Here is a 19433-nt window from a genome sequence, read left to right on the forward strand (position 1 = left end):
ACCGTTCTCTATAAAGGACAAAGGTTTTTCATTAAATACTCACCGCCAAGATAGTTCCTTGTACTCATAATTCGAATAATTTCGATGGCCTTCAAAAGATTTGTATAGTTTTTGTTTAGAAAGCATATCTATACTTAGGTTTGGTAAAAAATGAAGGGAAAGGGATACGAGGAATGTCTAGGGAAATGGGCAGTAGAATCAGTATATTGTTCGCAGTAATGTTACTGTTTCAAACCTTGCTAAGCAGTTTTGCTTATCCGGGCCAGATTTTTGCAACAGGTTATAATGACTCTGTCTTTACCGGTATTGTGGCCGAAGAGACAGGCGAACAACAGGATTCCTGGCATGGAACAGTTGAATTGGTCGACGTACAAATTAATTGGTCCATCGAACATCTAGAGATTGAACCAGGAAACACGGACTCGCTTCAACTTTCTGATGATCTGTCAATAGATGAGAATCAAACAGGAAGACTTCTTACGAAAGAGGGAGTGGATATTGGGGAATATGCAGCTACAACAAACAATACCGTAGTGGTAACCTTCGAGGAAGCAACGGAAGAATATCCATACGCTAAGGGAGAATTTGTTGTGGAGGCGACGAAGCTACATGTGGAAAGTGAAGATGTTAGCTCAGAAGAAGTTGCTGAAGAGGAAGATGAATCTACAACAAATCTTGAAGAGGAGGTTAATGTGGTAGAAGAAACTCTTGAAGAAGACGAGGAAGCTTCAGAGGAAGTGGGAAACGAAGAAACATCTGAAGAGGATTCCACTGAGCAAGATATAGCAAATGTGGAAGATGAAGAACTTACTGATGAAAAAGATTCAGAAGATAAATCAGCAGAAAAGAAAGAGGAGAAGGAAAGAACAGCTGGTACGTTTGCTGAATTGAAGAATATCTTTACCTTTAAAAGCTTTACATTTGATGGTAATGAGATAGAAGACGGTTCTATCATTGATATAGATGACGGTACTGTAGTCCAAATAGAATTTCATTGGGAAACAGACAACCATGCTAAAAGCGGTGACACCGTATCGATGCAGCTTCCGGACATATTTAAACAGGTTAATATAACAAATCAACCAATAATAACTGACGGTGTAAATGTTGGAGAGTATAGTATTATTGATGGCGAACTTAGATTTGTCTTTAATGAAAATATTGAAGATAGTGCTGTTCAAAACGGCTTTGTAGGTTTAAATTTACAATTTAATTTAGAAAAATTCCAAGAAAATACAATACAAGAGATCCATTTTAATGATAAAAGTGATAAAACACTTACGGTCATTGCAAAACCAAAAGGGGATATTAGTGCTATCACAAAAGAAGGTCATCCTGATCGAGATTTGAATGCAAGAGAAATAACTTGGACAATCGATATTATGAATGACCATGAGGAACCAATGACAAATGCAACTTTAGAGGATGTTATTCCAGATGGCTTAGGTGTACCAAGAGATTTTGTTATCAATAAATTATCTGTTGGATTGAATGGAGATAAGCGCGTTGGTGATGAATTTAATGCAAATCCGCAAGTGGATGGCAATAAATTTAATATTGAATTTGAAAATATAGCACCATACCAAGGTTATAGAATTCAATATACAACAACGATAGAAGATTATACGATTGATAGTTTTACAAATGACGCATTGTTTTCTTATGAAGGTTCGGAATTACATGCGGAGGCAACTGTAGGTGGACTTGAGCGAAGCAATCCAATAGAAAAAAGTGGAGTGTATAATGATAAAACTGGACAAATAGACTGGACGATTATAGTTAATGAATCTGGTGGTGAGATTGATGAGGCAATTGTAAGGGATGAACTACCAGATGAATTGAGTTTAGTAGAAGGATCTATAAAAGTTCATAAGTTTAATAGCAATTGGAATTGGATAGAAGAAAGAAGTGCTGAGAAGTTCCCAATCAATTTAGGTCAAGTAGGATCTGATGAAATTTATCAAATTACATTTAGCACAAATATCGACTGGTCAAAAGTTAATGATGGGGATTATCAACTTGACAATGAATTTACGAATCACACTGAATTATACGATGGAGAAATGAAAATAGGGGAAGATGATGCGAAGGTAGAGTATTCGAGACAGTCACTCCTTGAAAAATCAGGAAACTCCAATGTAGATTATGACAATAAAACACTTACTTGGACGATTGATGTTAATAAAGCGAAACATCCAGTAAATAATGTTGTTGTAACCGATTTGATTCCAGCGGGATTGAACATTTCTGAAGATGATATTCTTATAAAAGATGAAGAAGGAAATGAAATTACGGCTGAAAGTATAACAATTTCAGATGCAGATGATGGAAAACAGAAAGTTAGAATAGACTTAGGAAATATTGGTGACAAACATATTAAAATTACCTATACAACTGAAATTGAAAACTTTAAGATCGATAACTTTGACAATGCCGCTTTTATGGAAGGTGATGGCATCGGTGAAGGTACACCTGGTGATAATCATGAAATAACGCCCCCAGCAAATAGCTTTGCCAAAAAATTTGGTGGGATAGATTATAATGAGAAAACTATTGATTGGAATCTTACAGTTAATCCAATAAGAGAAGATATAGCTGAATTAAAAATAGTTGACACCTTTCCTAACAAAGGGTTGATACTGTTACCGGAAACACTAAAAGTAACCATTGGAAATCAAACTCTTAAAGAAGGTATAGATTATAATTTATCGCCAAATACAGAGGGGGAAGAGACTGGCTATCACAAAGGATTTATACTTGAATTTTCTGGAGATAGCTTACCGTTAAATGCTCAGGTTAATATAACGTATAAAACGTCATATGATCCACAATTAGAAGTTGAAGGTCATAATCCAGATCCGCATATAGGTGAAGAAAACCAAGCGAGAATTTATAAAAACCAAGCTACATTCATCGGAAAAACTGTAAATAATAATGATTTTACAGTAGAGAGAGATGCACAAACAACAGTGAGAGAAGATTCTTGGAACAGTGGTAAAAAAGAAGGCCAACGTGTCCGCAAAGACAGTAAAGGAAACCTGGTTGATGGCTGGCAAAGTGGTTCAGAAAGAAAAATTGCTTGGCAGCTATATACGAACTACCAAAAGCAAAACCTTGGACCGGGTGTTGTCATTACAGATACATTGGCTTATGAAGGAACGATTGATCCAAACAGTATCAAAGTATCAGTCTATGAGGTAGCTGCTAATGGTGGAACAAACATTACAGGACCTGAGATAGATGACTATACAGTTACCGTTGAAGGTGATGAGTTCACTTTAACATTTAATGATAATTTTGAAGTAAAAGAAAGATATGTCATCGAATTTACAACAACAGTTCCAAATATTTCGCAACCAAAATACACAAACAACGCAAAAGTTAAAGTTGGCGGGGATGAATATCTTTACTCAGGAACGGTTAATTATGACAAACATAATCGATTCCTGGAAAAAGGAACGATTGGACTGGACGGTAATCAAGTTTTCACCGGAGAGGAAATTGACTGGCAAGTTACTGTGAATGAAGGTCTATCAACTATCTTGCAGGATGTTGTCATTACAGATACGATAAGTCCCGGATTAGTTTACGTTGAAGACAGTCTGAAAATCACTAAATTGGGTGAACCCACTTTAGTGAAAGGCGAAGATTACTCTCTTGAAGTAACCGTAAATGAGAATGACGAGACCATATTAGAAATCAAATTATTAGATGATCTAGAAGAGACCTTAGTGTTAAACTACACAACTGTTGTAACAGAAACAGATGGTGAAGTTAACAATACTGTTAGTTTTAAAGGAACTGGCATCGATGAAAAAACGGTTGAATCTGAACGTATAAGTGCAAGAGAATTTTCTTGGGTAGGCGGAGAATTTAACCCAAAAAGAGGAGCAATTGTGGTTACAAAGGTAGACTCTGAGGAAGAAGAAGTAATTGCAAATAATGAAGCTACCTTTATCCTTGAGTTTGACTTAAATGGTGAAAGAGTCCAATTTGGAGATGAATTCACTACAGAAAATGGTGTTCTGGAAATAGGTAACTTGCCTCTTAGAACCTATTATCTTATAGAGGTGGAGTCACCAAATGGATATGTTTTATCAAATGAAGAAATAGAAATGAACGTGGATGAACCATATGGTAACAACAAAAAAGTTTTTGAAGTAGATTTTGAGAATACAAAGGAAAAAAAAGATATAACTGGAACTAAGGTATGGAAGGACGGAGAATCCGTTAGACCAGATTCTATCCAGCTTCAATTATATAGAGGTGGGGAAGCCTATGGTGAACCTGTTACCTTAGAAGATGGAGAAACAGAATATACTTGGACTGATTTAGATGTAACAGATATTGATGGAAAGGTATATGATTACACGGTTGATGAAGTTCAGGTTCCAGACAATTTTAAGAAGACAATATCAGGAGATGGCTTAACTGTTACAAACGAATATCAGGTTGAACAAGTAACTGTCTCTGTGAATAAGGAATGGGTAGATGCAAATGACCAAGACGGCTTGCGTCCTGATTTTATCAAAGTGAAACTGCTTGCAAATAATGAGGAAACAGATCTTGAATTAACTCTAAATGCAGAAAACGGCTGGGAAGGTGCATTCACTGAATTACCAGCAACAGACCGTGCAGGGAATGAAATCACCTACACAATCGAGGAAGTAGCTGTTAAGGGTTATGAAAGTGAAGTAGAAGTTAATGAAGAAAATCCATTTGATTTCAAGCTTACAAATACCCATGTACCGGAATTAATTAATGTAGAAGGCACAAAAAAATGGGATGACGCCAATAACCGAGATGGTAATCGCCCAGAAACTATTACGGTAAATCTTTTAGCAGATGGTAAGCAACTTGATTCTGTTGAAGTAACAGAAGAAGACAATTGGAAGTACAGTTTTACAGGTTTGCCAAAATATAAAGCTGGAAAAGAAATTACCTACACCGTTACAGAGAGTACGGTAGAAGATTATTCTCAAGAAATTGACGGCTATAATATTACGAACAGCTACACACCAGAAGAAACAGTAGTCACTGTGACGAAGCATTGGGATGATGCGAATAACCAGGATGGTAATCGTCCAGAAAGCATTCAAGCACAATTAACGGCAGATGGCGAATCATTTGGTGAACCAATCGAGTTAACGTAGGAAAATAATTGGACTCACACATGGTCAGAGCTACCATTAAATAGTGATGGAAAACCAATCAAGTATTCCGTAAAAGAAATATCAGAACTAGAGGAATATGATATGGCAGTGAATGATGAGGATCACAGTAACATTATCATCACAAACAGCTACACACCTGAGGTAACTAAAGTTTCTGGAGCAAAAACATGGAATGATGGTGACGACCAAGATCGTAAACGTCCAGATTCCATCACTGTAAATTTACTAGCAAATGGTGAGCAAGTTGATTCTGCTGAGGTAACTGCAGAAGACAAGTGGAAATACAGCTTCACAGACTTACCGAAATATAATGCCGGTGAAGAAATTGTATATACCGTTACTGAAAACTCAGTAGACAAATATACAACAGAAATTGATGGTTATAATATTAAAAACCATTACACACCTGGACAGACAAGTGTCACGGTTACTAAAAATTGGCAAGATAAAGATAATCAAGATGGCAAACGCCCTGATGCTATCGAAGTACAGTTAACAGCAAATGGTGATACGATCGGTGACCCTGTTGAATTATCAGAAGAGAATAACTGGACTTACACATGGACAGAACTCGATGAAAAAGCAGCAGGAGAAGTAATTGATTATTCTATAATAGAATTAACCAATTTACCAGGGTATGAGATAGAAGTTAATGATGAAGATAGTGGGAACATCATTATTACAAATAGCCATACACCGGAAAAGATCAATATCGGTGGGACTAAAACGTGGGATGACGCCGATAACCAAGATGGAATTCGTCCAGACTCGATTACTGTGAATCTATACGGCAACGATCAATTAATTAAAACAGCTATCGTGATGGAGGCAGACGATTGGAAGTATCAATTTACAGATTTACCGAAATTCGAAAATGGTAATGAAATTGTCTACACGATCACTGAAGATGCGGTGGAAGGCTATGACACGATAATTAATGGTTTTAACATTACAAACAGCCATACAGCAGAACTAACCGAAGTAACCGGCACGAAAACGTGGGATGATGCTGACAACCAAGACGGCGTTCGCCCAGACTCAATCACGGTCAATCTTTTAGCAAATGGCAATCAATTTGATTCTGTAGAAGTAACAGCAGAAGATAACTGGAGCTATAGCTTTATAGATCTACCGAAATACGATAACGGCGAAGAAATTGCTTACACGGTTACAGAAAATACGGTCACGGATTACACGCAAGAAATCAATGGTTATGATATTACAAACCATTACACACCAGGCGAGACCGCAGTAACTGTAACAAAGCATTGGGATGATGCTGGTAACCAAGATGGCAAGCGACTTGATGCTATCGAAGTTCAGCTAACTGCCAATGGTAAGCCGGTTGGTGACCCTGTTGAATTATCAGAAGAGAATAACTGGACGCATACTTGGACTAAGCTTGACGAGAAAGCTGCAGGCGAAACGATTGTTTACTCTGTAGAAGAATTAACAGAAGTACCGGAGTATGATACAGAAATCAATGATGAAAATCATGGCAACATCATTATTTCAAACAGCTACACACCAGAAACCATTACTATTTCCGGTGAGAAGACGTGGCTCGATGGTGACAACCAAGCGAATGACCGACCGGAAGAGATTACAGTTGATCTCTTGGCAAACGGTGAAGTTGTTGCGAGCATGAATGCGACGGAGGCAGAAGACTGGAGCTATCAATTTACAGGCTTGCCGAAGTACAGTGCTGGTAAAGAGATTATCTACACGATTGAAGAAGTCCCGGTAGAAGGATATGAAACAATCATTGATGGTTATAACATAACGAACCTCCGTGTCGGTACGATGGATGTAGAAGGTGTGAAAACATGGGTTGGTGACAGCGAAGAAGTGCGGCCGGAATCCATCACAGTCCATCTTTTACAGAATAATGTCGTCATCGATACGAAAGAAGTAACGGTAACAGACAACTGGAAATACAGCTTCACCGATCTTCCAGCGTTTGACGAAGAGGGTGCGGCATATGTTTACACCATTGAGGAAGAAGCAGTGAAAGATTACGAAACAACGATCAACGGCTACGATATTACGAACACGTATACAGTAGGGGTTGAGGAAGGTGCAGAAGATCCAAAGGACGGGGAAGACAAAGATAAAACTCCGGGCACACAAGTTGATAAAGAAGAGAAAGAAACATCAGCAGGTGTGGATAGAACAGATTCAGATTCTGGAAAAGGCAGCAAACTTCCAAGAACAGCGACAAATATCTTTAATTTGTTGGCTATCGGAATCGGCTTAATTGTTCTGGCAGCGGCCATTACAATCTATCGACGAAGAAAATCCGCATAAATAAACAAAAAGACTCTAACCGTCTAAATGACAGTTAGAGTCTATTTTCCAGTGGAACATGGGGTCAGAGCATTTGTCCCAAGAGGCGGGACAAATGCTCTGACCCCAATGTCCCGCTTTAATCAAAAATATTAGATGCTGATTTGTTTCTTAAAATATTAATAATTTGCTTCCCATCGCTCGCATGTTTTTCCGAATATTGGATGGGAAAGAGGGAATAAAACATGAAGTAGATTGTAAAATAACCGAATTGGTAGAAAAAAGAAGTCTCTGGCAGTGTGTTGCTCATAATTAAGATATTGATTAGTAGCAGAGAAAATAAATTAAGCAACACACCCCCAGCATATACAAGGATATGTGAAGCTTTTGAATTCACTTTTAGCGACTCATAGTGACAAAATGAATCAAGGAAATAAAAGCGATTCACTTTTACAGCGCCGATTCTAAATAATTGCTTTCCTCGACCCAGAACTATCTCCGAACGCCCACCGAATAAACGGGCCATCAAATAATGCCCTAGTTGATGAATGAATGTCACTAATGGAAGGTTTACGAAAAAAGCCCAGAACGCTGTAATAAAGTCTCCCCACTCAAACACAGTATCAACTCCATAGTTACTCATTCCACATAAAAAAATAATAAAACATTAGATGGAATCGAAGTTGAATAGAGTGGAGAGGGGCATTGGGTCAGAGTATTTGTCCCATTTAATATGGTTCGGCGTCGTGGCCTTTTCGGATTGCTTCATCTACTGCTTTGTCTGCGTCTTTTGCACCGAGTGGATGCATTTCTTCTGCAGCCTCCATCCCGGTGGAAGATTCTTGTTTACTTGTAAGTTCTAGACCTTCGCGTAATCTTCGGCCATACTCTTCATCTGCTGACTCCGCAAGCGCAATCATTTTATCTTGAATTACCTTCGCACAGGTAGAAAGGTCGTTCACGAGATTATTAATAAGCTCATCTTTCTCCCATTGCTCGAACTTACGATAGGTTTCCCCAGCTTGTTTCGTGTTATCGTCTCGGTCAATGGATTCACGGACAATATTACCTTCCACAAACGGAGTGTACTCTTTCCCGGTTTGTTCGGCTTCTTCAAGCCCGCCCAAGCTGGATGGTTCATAGTTCACATGCAAATTCTGTTTAGGCCCTTTATCGTTATCGAAGCGCATATGGCCGCCCTCCTGGTTAGTTGCCACCCGTCTTTTCGCTGCGTTAATCGGCAGTTGTAAATAGTTTGCGCCAACACGGTATCGTTGTGTATCAGAGTAGGAGAAGGTGCGGCCTTGGAGCATCTTGTCTTCAGAAAAGTCTAAGCCATCCACAAGTACTCCCGTTCCAAAAGCGGCTTGTTCCACTTCGGTAAAATAGTTCTCCGGGTTACGGTTAAGTACCATTTTTCCAACTGGAAGCCACGGGAACTGATCATCCGGCCAGAGCTTCGTATCGTCGAGCGGGTCAAAATCAAGTTCCGGATGTGGTCCATCCTCCATGATTTGGACGAATAATTCCCACTCGGGATAATCGCCTTTTTCAATCGCTTCATATAAATCCTGTGTTGCATGGTTAAAGTTTTTCCCTTGGATCTCCTGAGCTTCTTTCATCGTGAGATTCTTGATTCCTTGTTTCGGCTCCCAGTGGTATTTCACGAGAACTGCTTTACCTTCAGCATTTACCCATTTATATGTGTTCACTCCGGAACCTTGCATCATGCGGTAATTGGCTGGAATTCCCCAGGGCGAATAAATAAAAGTCACCATATGGAAAGATTCCGGCGAGTTCGCACAGAAATCAAAGAAACGCTCACTGTCCTGAACGTTGGTCACAGGGTCTGGGCGGAATGCGTGGATCATATCAGGGAACTTCATCGCATCTCGGATGAAAAATATTTTGATATGATTTCCGACTAAGTCCCAGTTCCCGTCTTCTGTGTAAAATTTCACTGCAAATCCTCTCGGGTCACGGACAGTTTCTGGAGAATGGTTCCCATGTACAACAGTGGAAAAGCGGACAAATACAGGAGTTCGTTTCCCCTTGCCGTGAAAAACTTTCGCTCGTGTGTATTTAGAAACCGGTTCATCACCGACCGTTCCATACGTTTCAAAATAACCATGAGCCCCGGCACCTCGAGCATGGACAATCCGCTCTGGGATTTTTTCACGGTCGAAATGGCTGATTTTCTCAATAAAGTCATAGTTTTCAAGCATCGCCGGTCCGCGATTTCCTACGGTTCGGATATTCTGATTATTCGTAACCGGATGCCCTTGCCGTGTCGTTAACGTGTTCTCATCTTCCTTATGCGTTTCGTAATCATCTTTGGGTAGCTCTTTACTCATTGTTCGTCCCTCATTTCCTAAAGTTATCAATGAATAGCCTACCCAGATAAGAAGATTTCATGCAAAACGGGACATGGGGTCAGAGCTTTTGTCCCAAATATCTGGGACATTTGCTCTGACCCCATGTCCCGCTCAAAAGGAGGGACAACTGCTCTGACCCCGTGTCCCGATCAGGGGAACATTTTCCAGCTTTCGATGCCGAATGTTTCGTATGGGACGCTGATGCGGAAGGCGAGGTTGTTTTCTTTCAGGTCGATGGTTTCGACGGCTAGTTCGAAGTTACTGCGAATATCCATGTCGGAAATGGCAATATAAATCTCTTCTTCATTTGGATTGACAGTAACCCAATCTGGCATTGGTAAGTATCTAGCCAAGTATTGCATAATTCTCCGATTCGGTAATTCCAGCAATCCAAGTGAAATAGATTCTTGTTTTAAAATAATATCCCCATTTTGGGCGACTTCCGGTTCAAAATGCATAGATAGGGGGACCGTCGTTGAAAACACTGGCAGTTCTCCAATCAGATGCACATCTTCTTCCAATTCAATCCGGTACTTATGCCGTGTATTTTCAGTTAGATGTTCAATATAAGCGTTAATTAGATTATTTAAATTTTGCTTTGATGTCCTTACAATGAATTGGGAGCTTTCCTGCTTGATCTCCGCTGATTCACTAGGTAATTCCACATCTTCCGCCGGCCAAAAGATCAAACTGACAAGCAGCAGGAGGCCGGCAATATTCAATGCTAAAATCAAGAAAAAACCTGTTTTCCAATTGATCTTCTGTCGGTGCTTATCGGTTCTCGCCATGCTGTCAACCTTCTTCTCTAGAAATATAGTCTAACACACGCTCTGCCATCAAATAATATCCCGTATAATTCGGATGGAAATTATCATCGGCAAATATAGGGTCTTCATTCCCTGCAAATAAATCGATAATCGGAATGAAAGTAATATTATCTATTTCGTTCGCCAAGCTGCTTCCTGTCTCATTCCATGTATTTACAATCTGATTTAATTCCTCGATATCTTGGAAATACTTTTCAAAAGGATTATAGATCCCAAGCAAGTAAATATCGGCATTTGAATTAATATCAGAGAGCCTTTTAAGAACCTCTTCAAGCCGCTCTTCATAATCGCTATGTTCATCAATAAAGTCATCCATTTCGAGGTTCGTAATATTTTCTTTTGCCACTTGCATGATGTCATTGGCGCCAATCGTGACGAGAACAATATCTGCCTCTTCCAGTGCTTCAATGATTTCAGGTTGCCCCAAGCGGATTAAAAGCTGATCCGTCCGATTTCCGGGAATACCGAAGTTTTCAAATGTTGCAATCTCGTCCTCTTGATTGATGGAACGCTCTAAAATGCCGACATAGCCGCCACTATTTGTTGCATCACCAACTCCACGGGTCAACGAGTCACCAATCGCAACAATTTTCACTTCCCGTTGGAAAATCCGGCCAATCGTCTCTCGGACAATATGGGATAATCGTTCGGAAAAGCTGTTTTCCTCTTCTTCAGTTTCTTCCTTATCTTCCAGTTCATCTTGTTCGGGTTCGATTTCTTCCTTCAATTCTTCTGCATTTTCCTCAGGGATCAACGGTTGGGTTAATGCTGGGGGCTGACCATCGATATAATAAAGTATTCCTATTGTTAAAAGAATGATTGCAAAAAGAATAAATAATATTTTTTTCATCGTATCACACCTATAATCTGTCTACTACCAGTATAAAACGTGGATTTAATTTGTCTAGTATGCTCTATCTACCCAATTATTCTACGCACAAAAAGTTGAAGTTAAACGAGGAGACAGGAACAAAAAAGAAACGAACGCACCTTGCATTCGTTTCTTTAATAAAAAAATTGTTATATTTCGATTGCTTCTTTTGCTGCTTTACTGCCACGGATACGGTCTAATTCATCCGCAATGGACTTGCTTTCGATCACGTGAATGCCTGCTGCTTGTGCATATTCTGCTGCTGCATCATCGATGTTATTTTCAATCCAAAGAATTTTACTTTCTTTATTTATAAGTTGCTCGATTGTTTCTTTCGGAAGTTCTTCTGCATTTACTACAAGAGCATCAAGTGTTTCGGAAGTGCCATTCAATTGTTTTGGCTCCTCAACCGCTACAACTTCAAAACCGTAGTTACGCAACTTCTTCTCGGTTGCTTCATCAACACCAGTAACTGCAATTGTTTTCTTTCTCAACCCATTGGAGCGATCGAAAGGCGAATGGAGCAACCAGTTAGCTGCGTCATCCGCAGTCGGTGTGAATTGTGGTGCTTCACCAGTTGCTTTTGCAATAGCTTGGTCAAGGTCTTTCAAGATATCTTTCGTTGACTCAAGACCAATTGATAGCCGGACAAGCTCTTCAGGCGTACCACTCTTTTGTAAGTCCTCTGCACTTAGTTGTTGGTGTGTCGTTGAAGCGGGATGAATAATAAGGGATTTCGAATCTCCAACGTTTGCCACATGGGACCAGAGGGTAATGTTATCGATCAACTTACGTCCTGCTTCCCGGCCACCTTTAATACCAAATGTAATTATAGATCCTGCGCCTCGGTTTAAATACTTTTTCCCCAATTCATAGGATGGGTGCTCCTCAAGCCCTGGATAGTTGACCCATTCAACAGCTGGGTGGTTCTTTAGGTACTTAACGACCTCTTTCGTATTTTCCAAATGACGATCAATACGTACTTGTAAAGACTCTAGCCCTTGAATGAAAGTGAATGCGCTCTTTGGACTTAGTGATGCACCAATATCACGTAGAAGTTGAACACGTAATTTTGTTGCATATGCAGCCGGTCCTACATCTGCGTATTTTAAACCTTTATAGCTATCGTCCGGTGTTGTGAACTCAGGGAAACGCGGGTTATCCCAGTTGAAGCGTCCACCGTCAATAACGACACCGCCGATAGTTGAACCATGACCGCCAATCCATTTCGTTGCCGAGTGGATCACAATATCTGCGCCCCAGCTAATTGGTTTTGTGATGAATGGGGTTGCAAATGTATTATCGATAATGAGTGGAAGCCCATTTTCATGCGCGATTTCAGCAACTGCTTCAATATCAAATACGTTCAAGCTTGGGTTCGTAATCGTTTCCCCGAATATTGCTTTCGTTTTATCCGTGATTGCTGCACGGAAATTCTCCGGGTTTGTTCCGTCTACTAGCTTAAATGTGATTCCGTATTTCGGTAAGGTGTTTAGGAACAGGTTATACGTTCCACCGTAAAGATTGCTGTCCGCAATGATTTCATCACCGGTTCCAGCGATGTTTAGAATAGCGAGCGTAATAGCAGCCATTCCAGAAGATGTTGCCACTGCTCCTACACCATCTTCAAGATCCGCAATCCGTTGTTCAAAAGCTCCGACGGTCGGGTTGGTGATTCTTGTATAAATGTTTCCTGCTTCTGTGAGCCCGAAAAGATTTTGTGCATGCTCCGTATCCCGGAAAACATAGGAAGTTGTTTCATAAATCGGAACCGCTCTTGCCCGTGATGTTGGATCTGCTTCCTCCTGACCAGAGTGAAGAGCTTGTGTTTCTAAATTGAAAATGTTGAATTCTGACATTGATAATTCCTCCTTGGTTTTGAAAAATATGTAGCTTTGGTATGTTTTGGAGAGAGGGGAATAATTAAAACGCCCCCCTTCCTTAAGAAGAGGGGCGTATAGTTTACTATACATATCCTCCTCTTATCTTCCAGATCCGGGTAGATCTGTAGGATTTAGCACCATTAAAAGTAAAATTGCTTACTTCAAGGTTGCCGGGCTTCATCGGGCCTAATCCCTCCGCCGCTCTTGATAAGAAGATTTCTTGCTTCAGATTTGCTAGAAGCGCGTTAATTGCGCTACTTAAAAATCTTTTATAAATTTACAGATGATTATAACGTTTAATCCAGACTAATGTCAACCCCTTTAGTTGGTTTTTTAAAAAAGATTGATACCGGGACATGGGGTTACCGGGACATGGGGTCAGAGCGTTTGTCCCGCTGGTCTGGGACATGGGGGTCAGAGCAATTGTCCCGCAGGCGCTGGAACATTGGGGTCAGTGTATCTGTCCCACTGGGACAAGTGCTCTGACCCCATTCTTATGTATTTGCCTGTCTTTTCGCTGGGTGATGATATACCGAGCTTAAATAGAGAATTAATGCAAACCAGATAAATAAAAAGGCGATAAATTTTTCTATTGAAAAAGCTTCATGATAGACGAATACTCCTAGGAAGAGCATGATCGTCGGTGTAATGAATTGTAAAATCCCTACCATAGATAGCGGAATTGCTTTTGCTCCATTAGCAAATAATAAAAGTGGAATTGCTGTGGCGATCCCTGCGCCAATAAGTAAAAGATTTGTCCCGGATATAGCAGAGGACAGAGTGAAAGCTTGACGTGGTAGCAGGAAAAGGTAGCCCGCTGCAATTGGTGTAACTAGCATCGTTTCAATCGTTAGGCCATGGGTGGAGCTAATGTTGATTTTCTTTTTTAGAAGCCCATAGATTGCAAAGCTTGTTGCAAGGGCGAGTGAGACCCAGGGAAAGACACCGCTTGATACGCTCAGATAAAGGACACTTATGGCACACAGAAGAAAGGCAAATCCTTGTCGCATCGTTACTTGTTCCCTTAAAACGACAATACCTAAGAAAATGCTCATTAATGGATTAATATAATAGCCTAGGCTTGCTTGGAGGACGTAACCATTCGCGACTGCCCAAATGAATAAGAACCAATTCGTCGAGATAAGAATTGAAGCAGCTGCAATAGCTAGTAGGTCCTTTGGATTTCGTAATAAATTTCGGCACGTATGGAGAAACGAACGGAATTGTTTGATTGTAAGCAGTAAAGCAATCATGAAAATGAATGACCAGACAATTCGATGGGCGAGCGTTTCCATTGGATTCACATGATCGAGAAGTTTCCAGTACATTGTTAAGAAACCCCAAAGCAAATATGCACTAAACGTATATAACGTACCTAACTTCATTTCCCTCGATTCCATCGTCACCAATCCCCCATCCTAACCCCTCTGTAAGTATAAAAACAATATTAAGACTAATTACGCAAGAATCGGGACGGGGGGTCAGTGCATTTGTCCCGCTGGTAGGTGGGACATTGGGGTCAGTGTAGCTGTCCCATTGGGACAAATGCTCTGACCCCAAGTGTCCCAACTCCCTCGGAAAACGCTTTCATAATAGTGTTTTTTCTTGTATGCTAGTTATAGAGATATTGCTTCATTTTGAAATGAGAAGTAAAGGGGAGGAAGCATATGACAAAGAAATATCAAAGGTTTGAAACTGCAGTGATTCATGAGGGTTATGATGAGAAGGAAATGCTCGGAAGTCTGTCCATTCCACTATTTCAAACATCCACTTATGTTTTTGACACGGCAGAACAAGGCGAAAGACGATTTAGCGGGGAAGAGGAGGGATTTGTCTATTCGCGTTTAAGAAATCCGACCGTTCGTGTCCTTGAGGAGCGGATTGCCAGGCTTGAAAATGGAGAGAAAGGTCTTGCTTTTGCTTCAGGTATGGCGGCTGTTTCGGCGGTTTTATTATACTTAACGAAGGCAAATGATCATGTTCTATGCTCTGCTGGGCTTTACGGCTGCACGTACGGATTATTAACACTGATGAAGGAAAAATACAATATCACGTCAGACTTCTCCCTGCTTGACTCAGAAGATGCAATCCACGCTAAAATAAAACCAGAAACCGCATTGATTTATGTTGAAACACCGATCAATCCCACAATGAAGCTTATTGATTTGGAACTTGTAACAAAAGTTGCGAAAGAATATAGTATTCCAGTCGTCGTGGACAATACGTTCTCTACACCTTATTTACAGCGCCCGCTTGATTTAGGCTGTGACGTCGTTCTTCATAGTGCTACGAAATATATTGGAGGCCATGGTGATGTCATTGCTGGTCTTGTCGTCGGTAAAGCAGATTTTATTGATGATTTGGCAATCACCGCACGTAAGGACATTGGCGGAATAATGTCACCATTTGATGCGTGGTTGCTGCTCCGCGGCTTGAAAACATTGCCCATTCGAATGGACCGCCACTGTGAAAATGCAGCTAATATTTTTGAAAAGTTAAAAGGGCATCCAAAAGTTGCTTCGATATATTTTCCGGGCGATACGGAATCAAGTGACGGAAAAATTGCAGCAAAGCAGATGCGTAAGAGTGGCGGAATGATTTCTTTTGAAATAAAAGGAAGTAAACAAGATGCCCAGCACTTTATGAACCGCTTGAATTTTATTAAAATTGCAGTGAGTCTCGGGGATGCGGAGACATTGATTGAACATCCAGCAACAATGACACATGCAGTCGTGCCGGAAGCGTCTCGTTTAAAGATGGGCATTACCGATCAATTGATCCGGCTCTCGATCGGGCTTGAAGCTTGGGAAGATATTTGGGATGACTTGGAACAAGCGCTAGAGCATGTATAAAGTGAAACTCATTCTGTGGGGTATTACAGACTGTTAATACGTATAAATGGAAAGAAGCATCTTATTCCGATTTGGGGTAGGATGTTTTTTGTGTTCAAGCTGTCTTCGTAGGGTATATTAATTGAGGTAAATGCTTTGCCCCACTTTCTAACAGAAACCGGGACAAAAGCTCTGACCCCGATGTCCCACCACACCGGGACAAATGCTCTGACCCCAATGTCCCGCTCGAAGTGGTGGGGGAGTTGTGCTATATTATAGTATATTAGTTGATTTGATTGATGAAGAGGGCTGGTTGGATGAGTTTAGTTGCAATTTTGTTGAACATTACAATATTAGTTAATATCATTCTCGGGTTGTCGATTATCTTTCTGGAGCGGAAAAACGCTTCGTCCACCTGGGCTTGGCTTATGGTCCTTTTATTTATCCCAGTTGCTGGATTTATTCTTTATTTAATCTTTGGAAAGCCAATCAGTAATGGACGGATTTTTGTCTGGGACACGAAGAGTAAACTCGGATTAAAGGCGGCGGTTCAGTCTCAGCTTCGTGATATTGAAAATGATGAACTCGAATATAGCGACGCAGATATGAAAAAATATGCGAGCCTGGTTTATTTAAATTTACGAACAGATTCTTCCCTTTTATCTCAGAACAACGCGGTTGATATACTTCTCGACGGAGAGGAGAAGTTTGAACGCTTGATGCAAGACATGCGGCGGGCGAAAGAACATATCCATTTAATTTATTATATTGTTCGCAATGACGAGCTCGGCATGAAACTAGCCGATGTCATGATCAAGAAGGCCAATGAAGGTGTCACCGTCCGTTTCCTTTATGATGCAATGGGCTCACGCCGTTTAAGTAAAAAATATGTGAAGCGACTTCGCGATGCCGGTGTTCAAGTCGAAGCTTTTTTCCCAGCAAAACTCGTCAATTTTAAAATAAATTACCGTAACCACCGAAAACTCGCAATCATTGATGGGAAAATCGGCTATATCGGGGGATTCAATATCGGTGATGAGTATCTTGGTAAAGATAAAAAATTTGGTTACTGGCGCGATACCCATCTGCGTGTAAAGGGTTCTGCCGTCGAAGGGATGCAGACGCGGTTTATCCTTGACTGGAACCAAGCAGCTAAAAGTAATATCCATTATGAAGACCACTATTATCAATCGGAAAAAGCAGGAGACGCCGGCATGCAAATCGTCTCGAGCGGTCCGGATCAGGATTTAGAACAGATAAAGAATGCGTATATAAAGATGATTCTCGAGGCAAAGGAATATATTTATATTCAGACGCCTTACTTCATTCCGGATGAAAGCTTGCGGGATGCGCTAAGACTTGCAGCATTATCTGGTGTGGATGTAAAGGTCATGATCCCGAATAAACCGGATCATCCATTTGTCTACTGGGCAACTTTATCCTACAGTGGGGACTTGCTCGAAGCAGGCGGAGAAATTTATATTTACCAGAACGGTTTCATGCATGCGAAGACACTAATCGTCGACGGAAAAATATCAACGGTTGGAACGGCGAATATTGATGTACGCAGTTTTCGCCTGAATTTTGAAGTGAGTGCCTTAATCTATGATAAGGAAATTACCGAAGAGCTCGTCGAAGCATTCCATGACGACATTCGCCGCTCCACACAAATGACGAAGAAACTGTATGAGAAACGCTCGCTTGGAATCAAATTGAAAGAATCGATATCACGCTTATTATCACCAGTTCTATAAGAGAACATCAAGGAGGACACCATGAAAGCAAAACCTTGTTCCAACTCATTAGCAATTAAAACAACTCACGTTCACCCGCCGGATACAAACGTCCATAATACATTATTCGGTGGAAGGCTTTTAGCGCATATTGACGACTTAGCGGCAATTTCGGCTGTAAAGCATTGCCGAAATCCTGTCGTTACGGCGTCGATTGACTCGGTTGACTTCTTAACCCCTGTACGGGCAGGGGACGCGATTTTAATCGAATCATTCGTTACGTGGACACGGAATACATCGATGGAAGTTTTTGTCCGGGTTATTACGGAGAATCTCGTAACGGAGGAAAAGGAAGTATGTAACACCGCTTTTCTTACCTTTGTAGCGATTGATGAATACGGCAGACCAACCCCAGTCCCGCCAGTTTACCCGGAGACCGATTATGAGAAGACGCTGCACGAGTCTGCACCCGAACGTGCCGAACAACGCAGAGAACGCCGGAATAAATCGAAAACTTTCGCTCAAAAAATTGGCTCCGAATATATTTGGGACAGAAACAAGTAGAAGAGAGGACCCAGCAGCTCTTAATCATTTTCTATTTAGAGCGGCTACACAACAACCTCATAGCAAAAATGAGGTGTCCCTATGTTAAAAAACAAACTCATACGCTACAACTTAAAAGGAGGCATGGTTTTACAACTATTGCCTCCTTTTAAAAACGTTGCAAAACACGGGGTTAGGAAAATGAATTAAATTAGAAGAAAGCCCGCAAAAAGCGAGAGGTATCGGAATTACAGACCCCCAGATGAAAGCTGTACTTACGCCAAATGAAAGTAATCCACTCTTTCAGGCTGCGAAATTGGGTGAATATAAAATAGGGCTTAGGGAAGTAAATCCGCTAAGCCCTCAAAATGTGCCCAAGGTAATGAAATCAGGCGCACATCTGTCTATTTATTTTACCTTGTCCTCTTTCTCCGTCTCTACCTCTTCTTTCGTAACATGCTCCTCCGCCCAAGCCTGAATTTCGCGGATGACCGGCTCGAGCGCACGGCCTTTTTCAGAAAGCGAATATTCAATCCGGACAGGGAACTCAGAATATATTTTCCGCTCGACAATACCTTCTTTTTCGAGCATCTTCAAGCGATCGGAGAGCAATCTGCCACTAATAGGTAAATTAGCTTCCATCTCTGAGAAACGTTTTGTCCCTTTCAGCAACTCAAATAAGATTAAGCCTACCCAGCGGGTACTTAATAACCCCATCGCCTTTTCAAAACGTGGACATAAGATTTCCTCCATATTGATCACCTCACTAATCCAATGTCAAGCCTTAAGAAAAGGGATTACAGTAATTACAAAAAGTAACTTAATATTAAGTTTACCATAAAATAGCTTCGTTCGCAATAAGGGATAAGGCAGGTCCAATGATTTTGTCTACAAAAAAGTTGGTGAATTC

11 protein-coding genes, 1 pseudogene and 1 riboswitch are annotated in these 19433 nt (G+C 40.8%); of the genes and pseudogenes, 5 read left to right on the top strand and 7 right to left on the bottom strand.

The features are described from left to right. Positions 1-218: 218 nt before the first annotated feature. Positions 219-5288, top strand: a pseudogene (locus WKU33_RS01035) (Cna B-type domain-containing protein); the annotation flags it as partial. Beyond that, the gene (locus WKU33_RS19035) at positions 5262-7481 is read left to right on the top strand and encodes a Cna B-type domain-containing protein (protein ID WP_445321670.1); all 2220 of its coding nucleotides are present in this window, start codon (positions 5262-5264) and stop codon (positions 7479-7481) included. The pseudogene WKU33_RS01035 and the gene WKU33_RS19035, both read left to right, overlap by 27 nt. Positions 7482-7599: 118 nt before the next feature. Here the strand turns inward: WKU33_RS19035 and WKU33_RS01040 are convergent, their stop codons facing one another. The 6 genes from WKU33_RS01040 to rarD all read right to left on the bottom strand — a co-directional run bounded on the left by WKU33_RS01040 (position 7600) and on the right by rarD (position 14816). Then, positions 7600-8103 (bottom strand): hypothetical protein, encoded by a 504-nt coding sequence (locus WKU33_RS01040; protein WP_188855826.1) that lies wholly within the window; start codon positions 8101-8103, stop codon positions 7600-7602. Positions 8104-8188: 85 nt separating this feature from the next. Then, a complete protein-coding gene (locus WKU33_RS01045) occupies positions 8189-9814 on the bottom strand; it encodes a catalase (RefSeq protein WP_340452797.1) in 1626 nt (541 codons plus the stop codon). A 170-nt stretch (positions 9815-9984) separates the two neighbouring features. Further along, positions 9985-10623 (bottom strand): YpmS family protein, encoded by a 639-nt coding sequence (locus WKU33_RS01050; protein ID WP_156854141.1) that lies wholly within the window; start codon positions 10621-10623, stop codon positions 9985-9987. 4 nt (positions 10624-10627) lie between these two features. Then, positions 10628-11512 (bottom strand): SGNH/GDSL hydrolase family protein, encoded by an 885-nt coding sequence (locus WKU33_RS01055; protein ID WP_340452798.1) that lies wholly within the window; start codon positions 11510-11512, stop codon positions 10628-10630. A 170-nt stretch (positions 11513-11682) separates the two neighbouring features. Further along, positions 11683-13392, bottom strand: coding sequence for an O-acetylhomoserine aminocarboxypropyltransferase/cysteine synthase family protein (locus WKU33_RS01060; RefSeq protein ID WP_156854145.1), 1710 nt, complete (start codon positions 13390-13392; stop codon positions 11683-11685). A 120-nt stretch (positions 13393-13512) separates the two neighbouring features. Then, positions 13513-13630, bottom strand: a riboswitch (SAM riboswitch). 280 nt (positions 13631-13910) lie between these two features. Beyond that, positions 13911-14816, bottom strand: coding sequence for an EamA family transporter RarD (rarD, locus tag WKU33_RS01065; RefSeq protein WP_156854147.1), 906 nt, complete (start codon positions 14814-14816; stop codon positions 13911-13913). Positions 14817-15083: 267 nt separating this feature from the next. Here rarD and megL point away from each other — a divergent pair, with 267 nt between their 5' ends. The 3 genes from megL (at position 15084) to WKU33_RS01080 (ending at position 18544) form a co-directional block, all read left to right on the top strand. Then, positions 15084-16268 carry a methionine gamma-lyase gene (megL, locus tag WKU33_RS01070; protein WP_340452799.1) on the top strand — a complete coding sequence of 395 codons (1185 nt, stop codon included), beginning with the start codon at positions 15084-15086 and terminating at the stop codon, positions 16266-16268. A gap of 296 nt (positions 16269-16564) precedes the next feature. Then, entirely contained in the window at positions 16565-18001 is a 1437-nt protein-coding gene (gene cls, locus WKU33_RS01075) for a cardiolipin synthase (RefSeq protein ID WP_156854151.1), read from the top strand. A 21-nt stretch (positions 18002-18022) separates the two neighbouring features. Continuing rightward, a complete protein-coding gene (locus tag WKU33_RS01080) occupies positions 18023-18544 on the top strand; it encodes an acyl-CoA thioesterase (protein ID WP_336251728.1) in 522 nt (173 codons plus the stop codon). Between the two features lie 387 nt (positions 18545-18931). Here WKU33_RS01080 and WKU33_RS01085 read toward each other — a convergent pair whose 3' ends face one another. Continuing rightward, on the bottom strand, positions 18932-19276 hold the full coding sequence (locus tag WKU33_RS01085) for a winged helix-turn-helix transcriptional regulator (RefSeq protein WP_156854155.1): 345 nt from the start codon (positions 19274-19276) through the stop codon (positions 18932-18934). Between the last annotated feature and the right edge of the window lie 157 nt (positions 19277-19433).

The sequence above is a fragment of the Oceanobacillus sp. HCA-5259 genome (assembly GCF_037892815.1).
Classification (GTDB): Bacteria; Bacillota; Bacilli; order Bacillales; family Amphibacillaceae; genus Oceanobacillus; species Oceanobacillus indicireducens.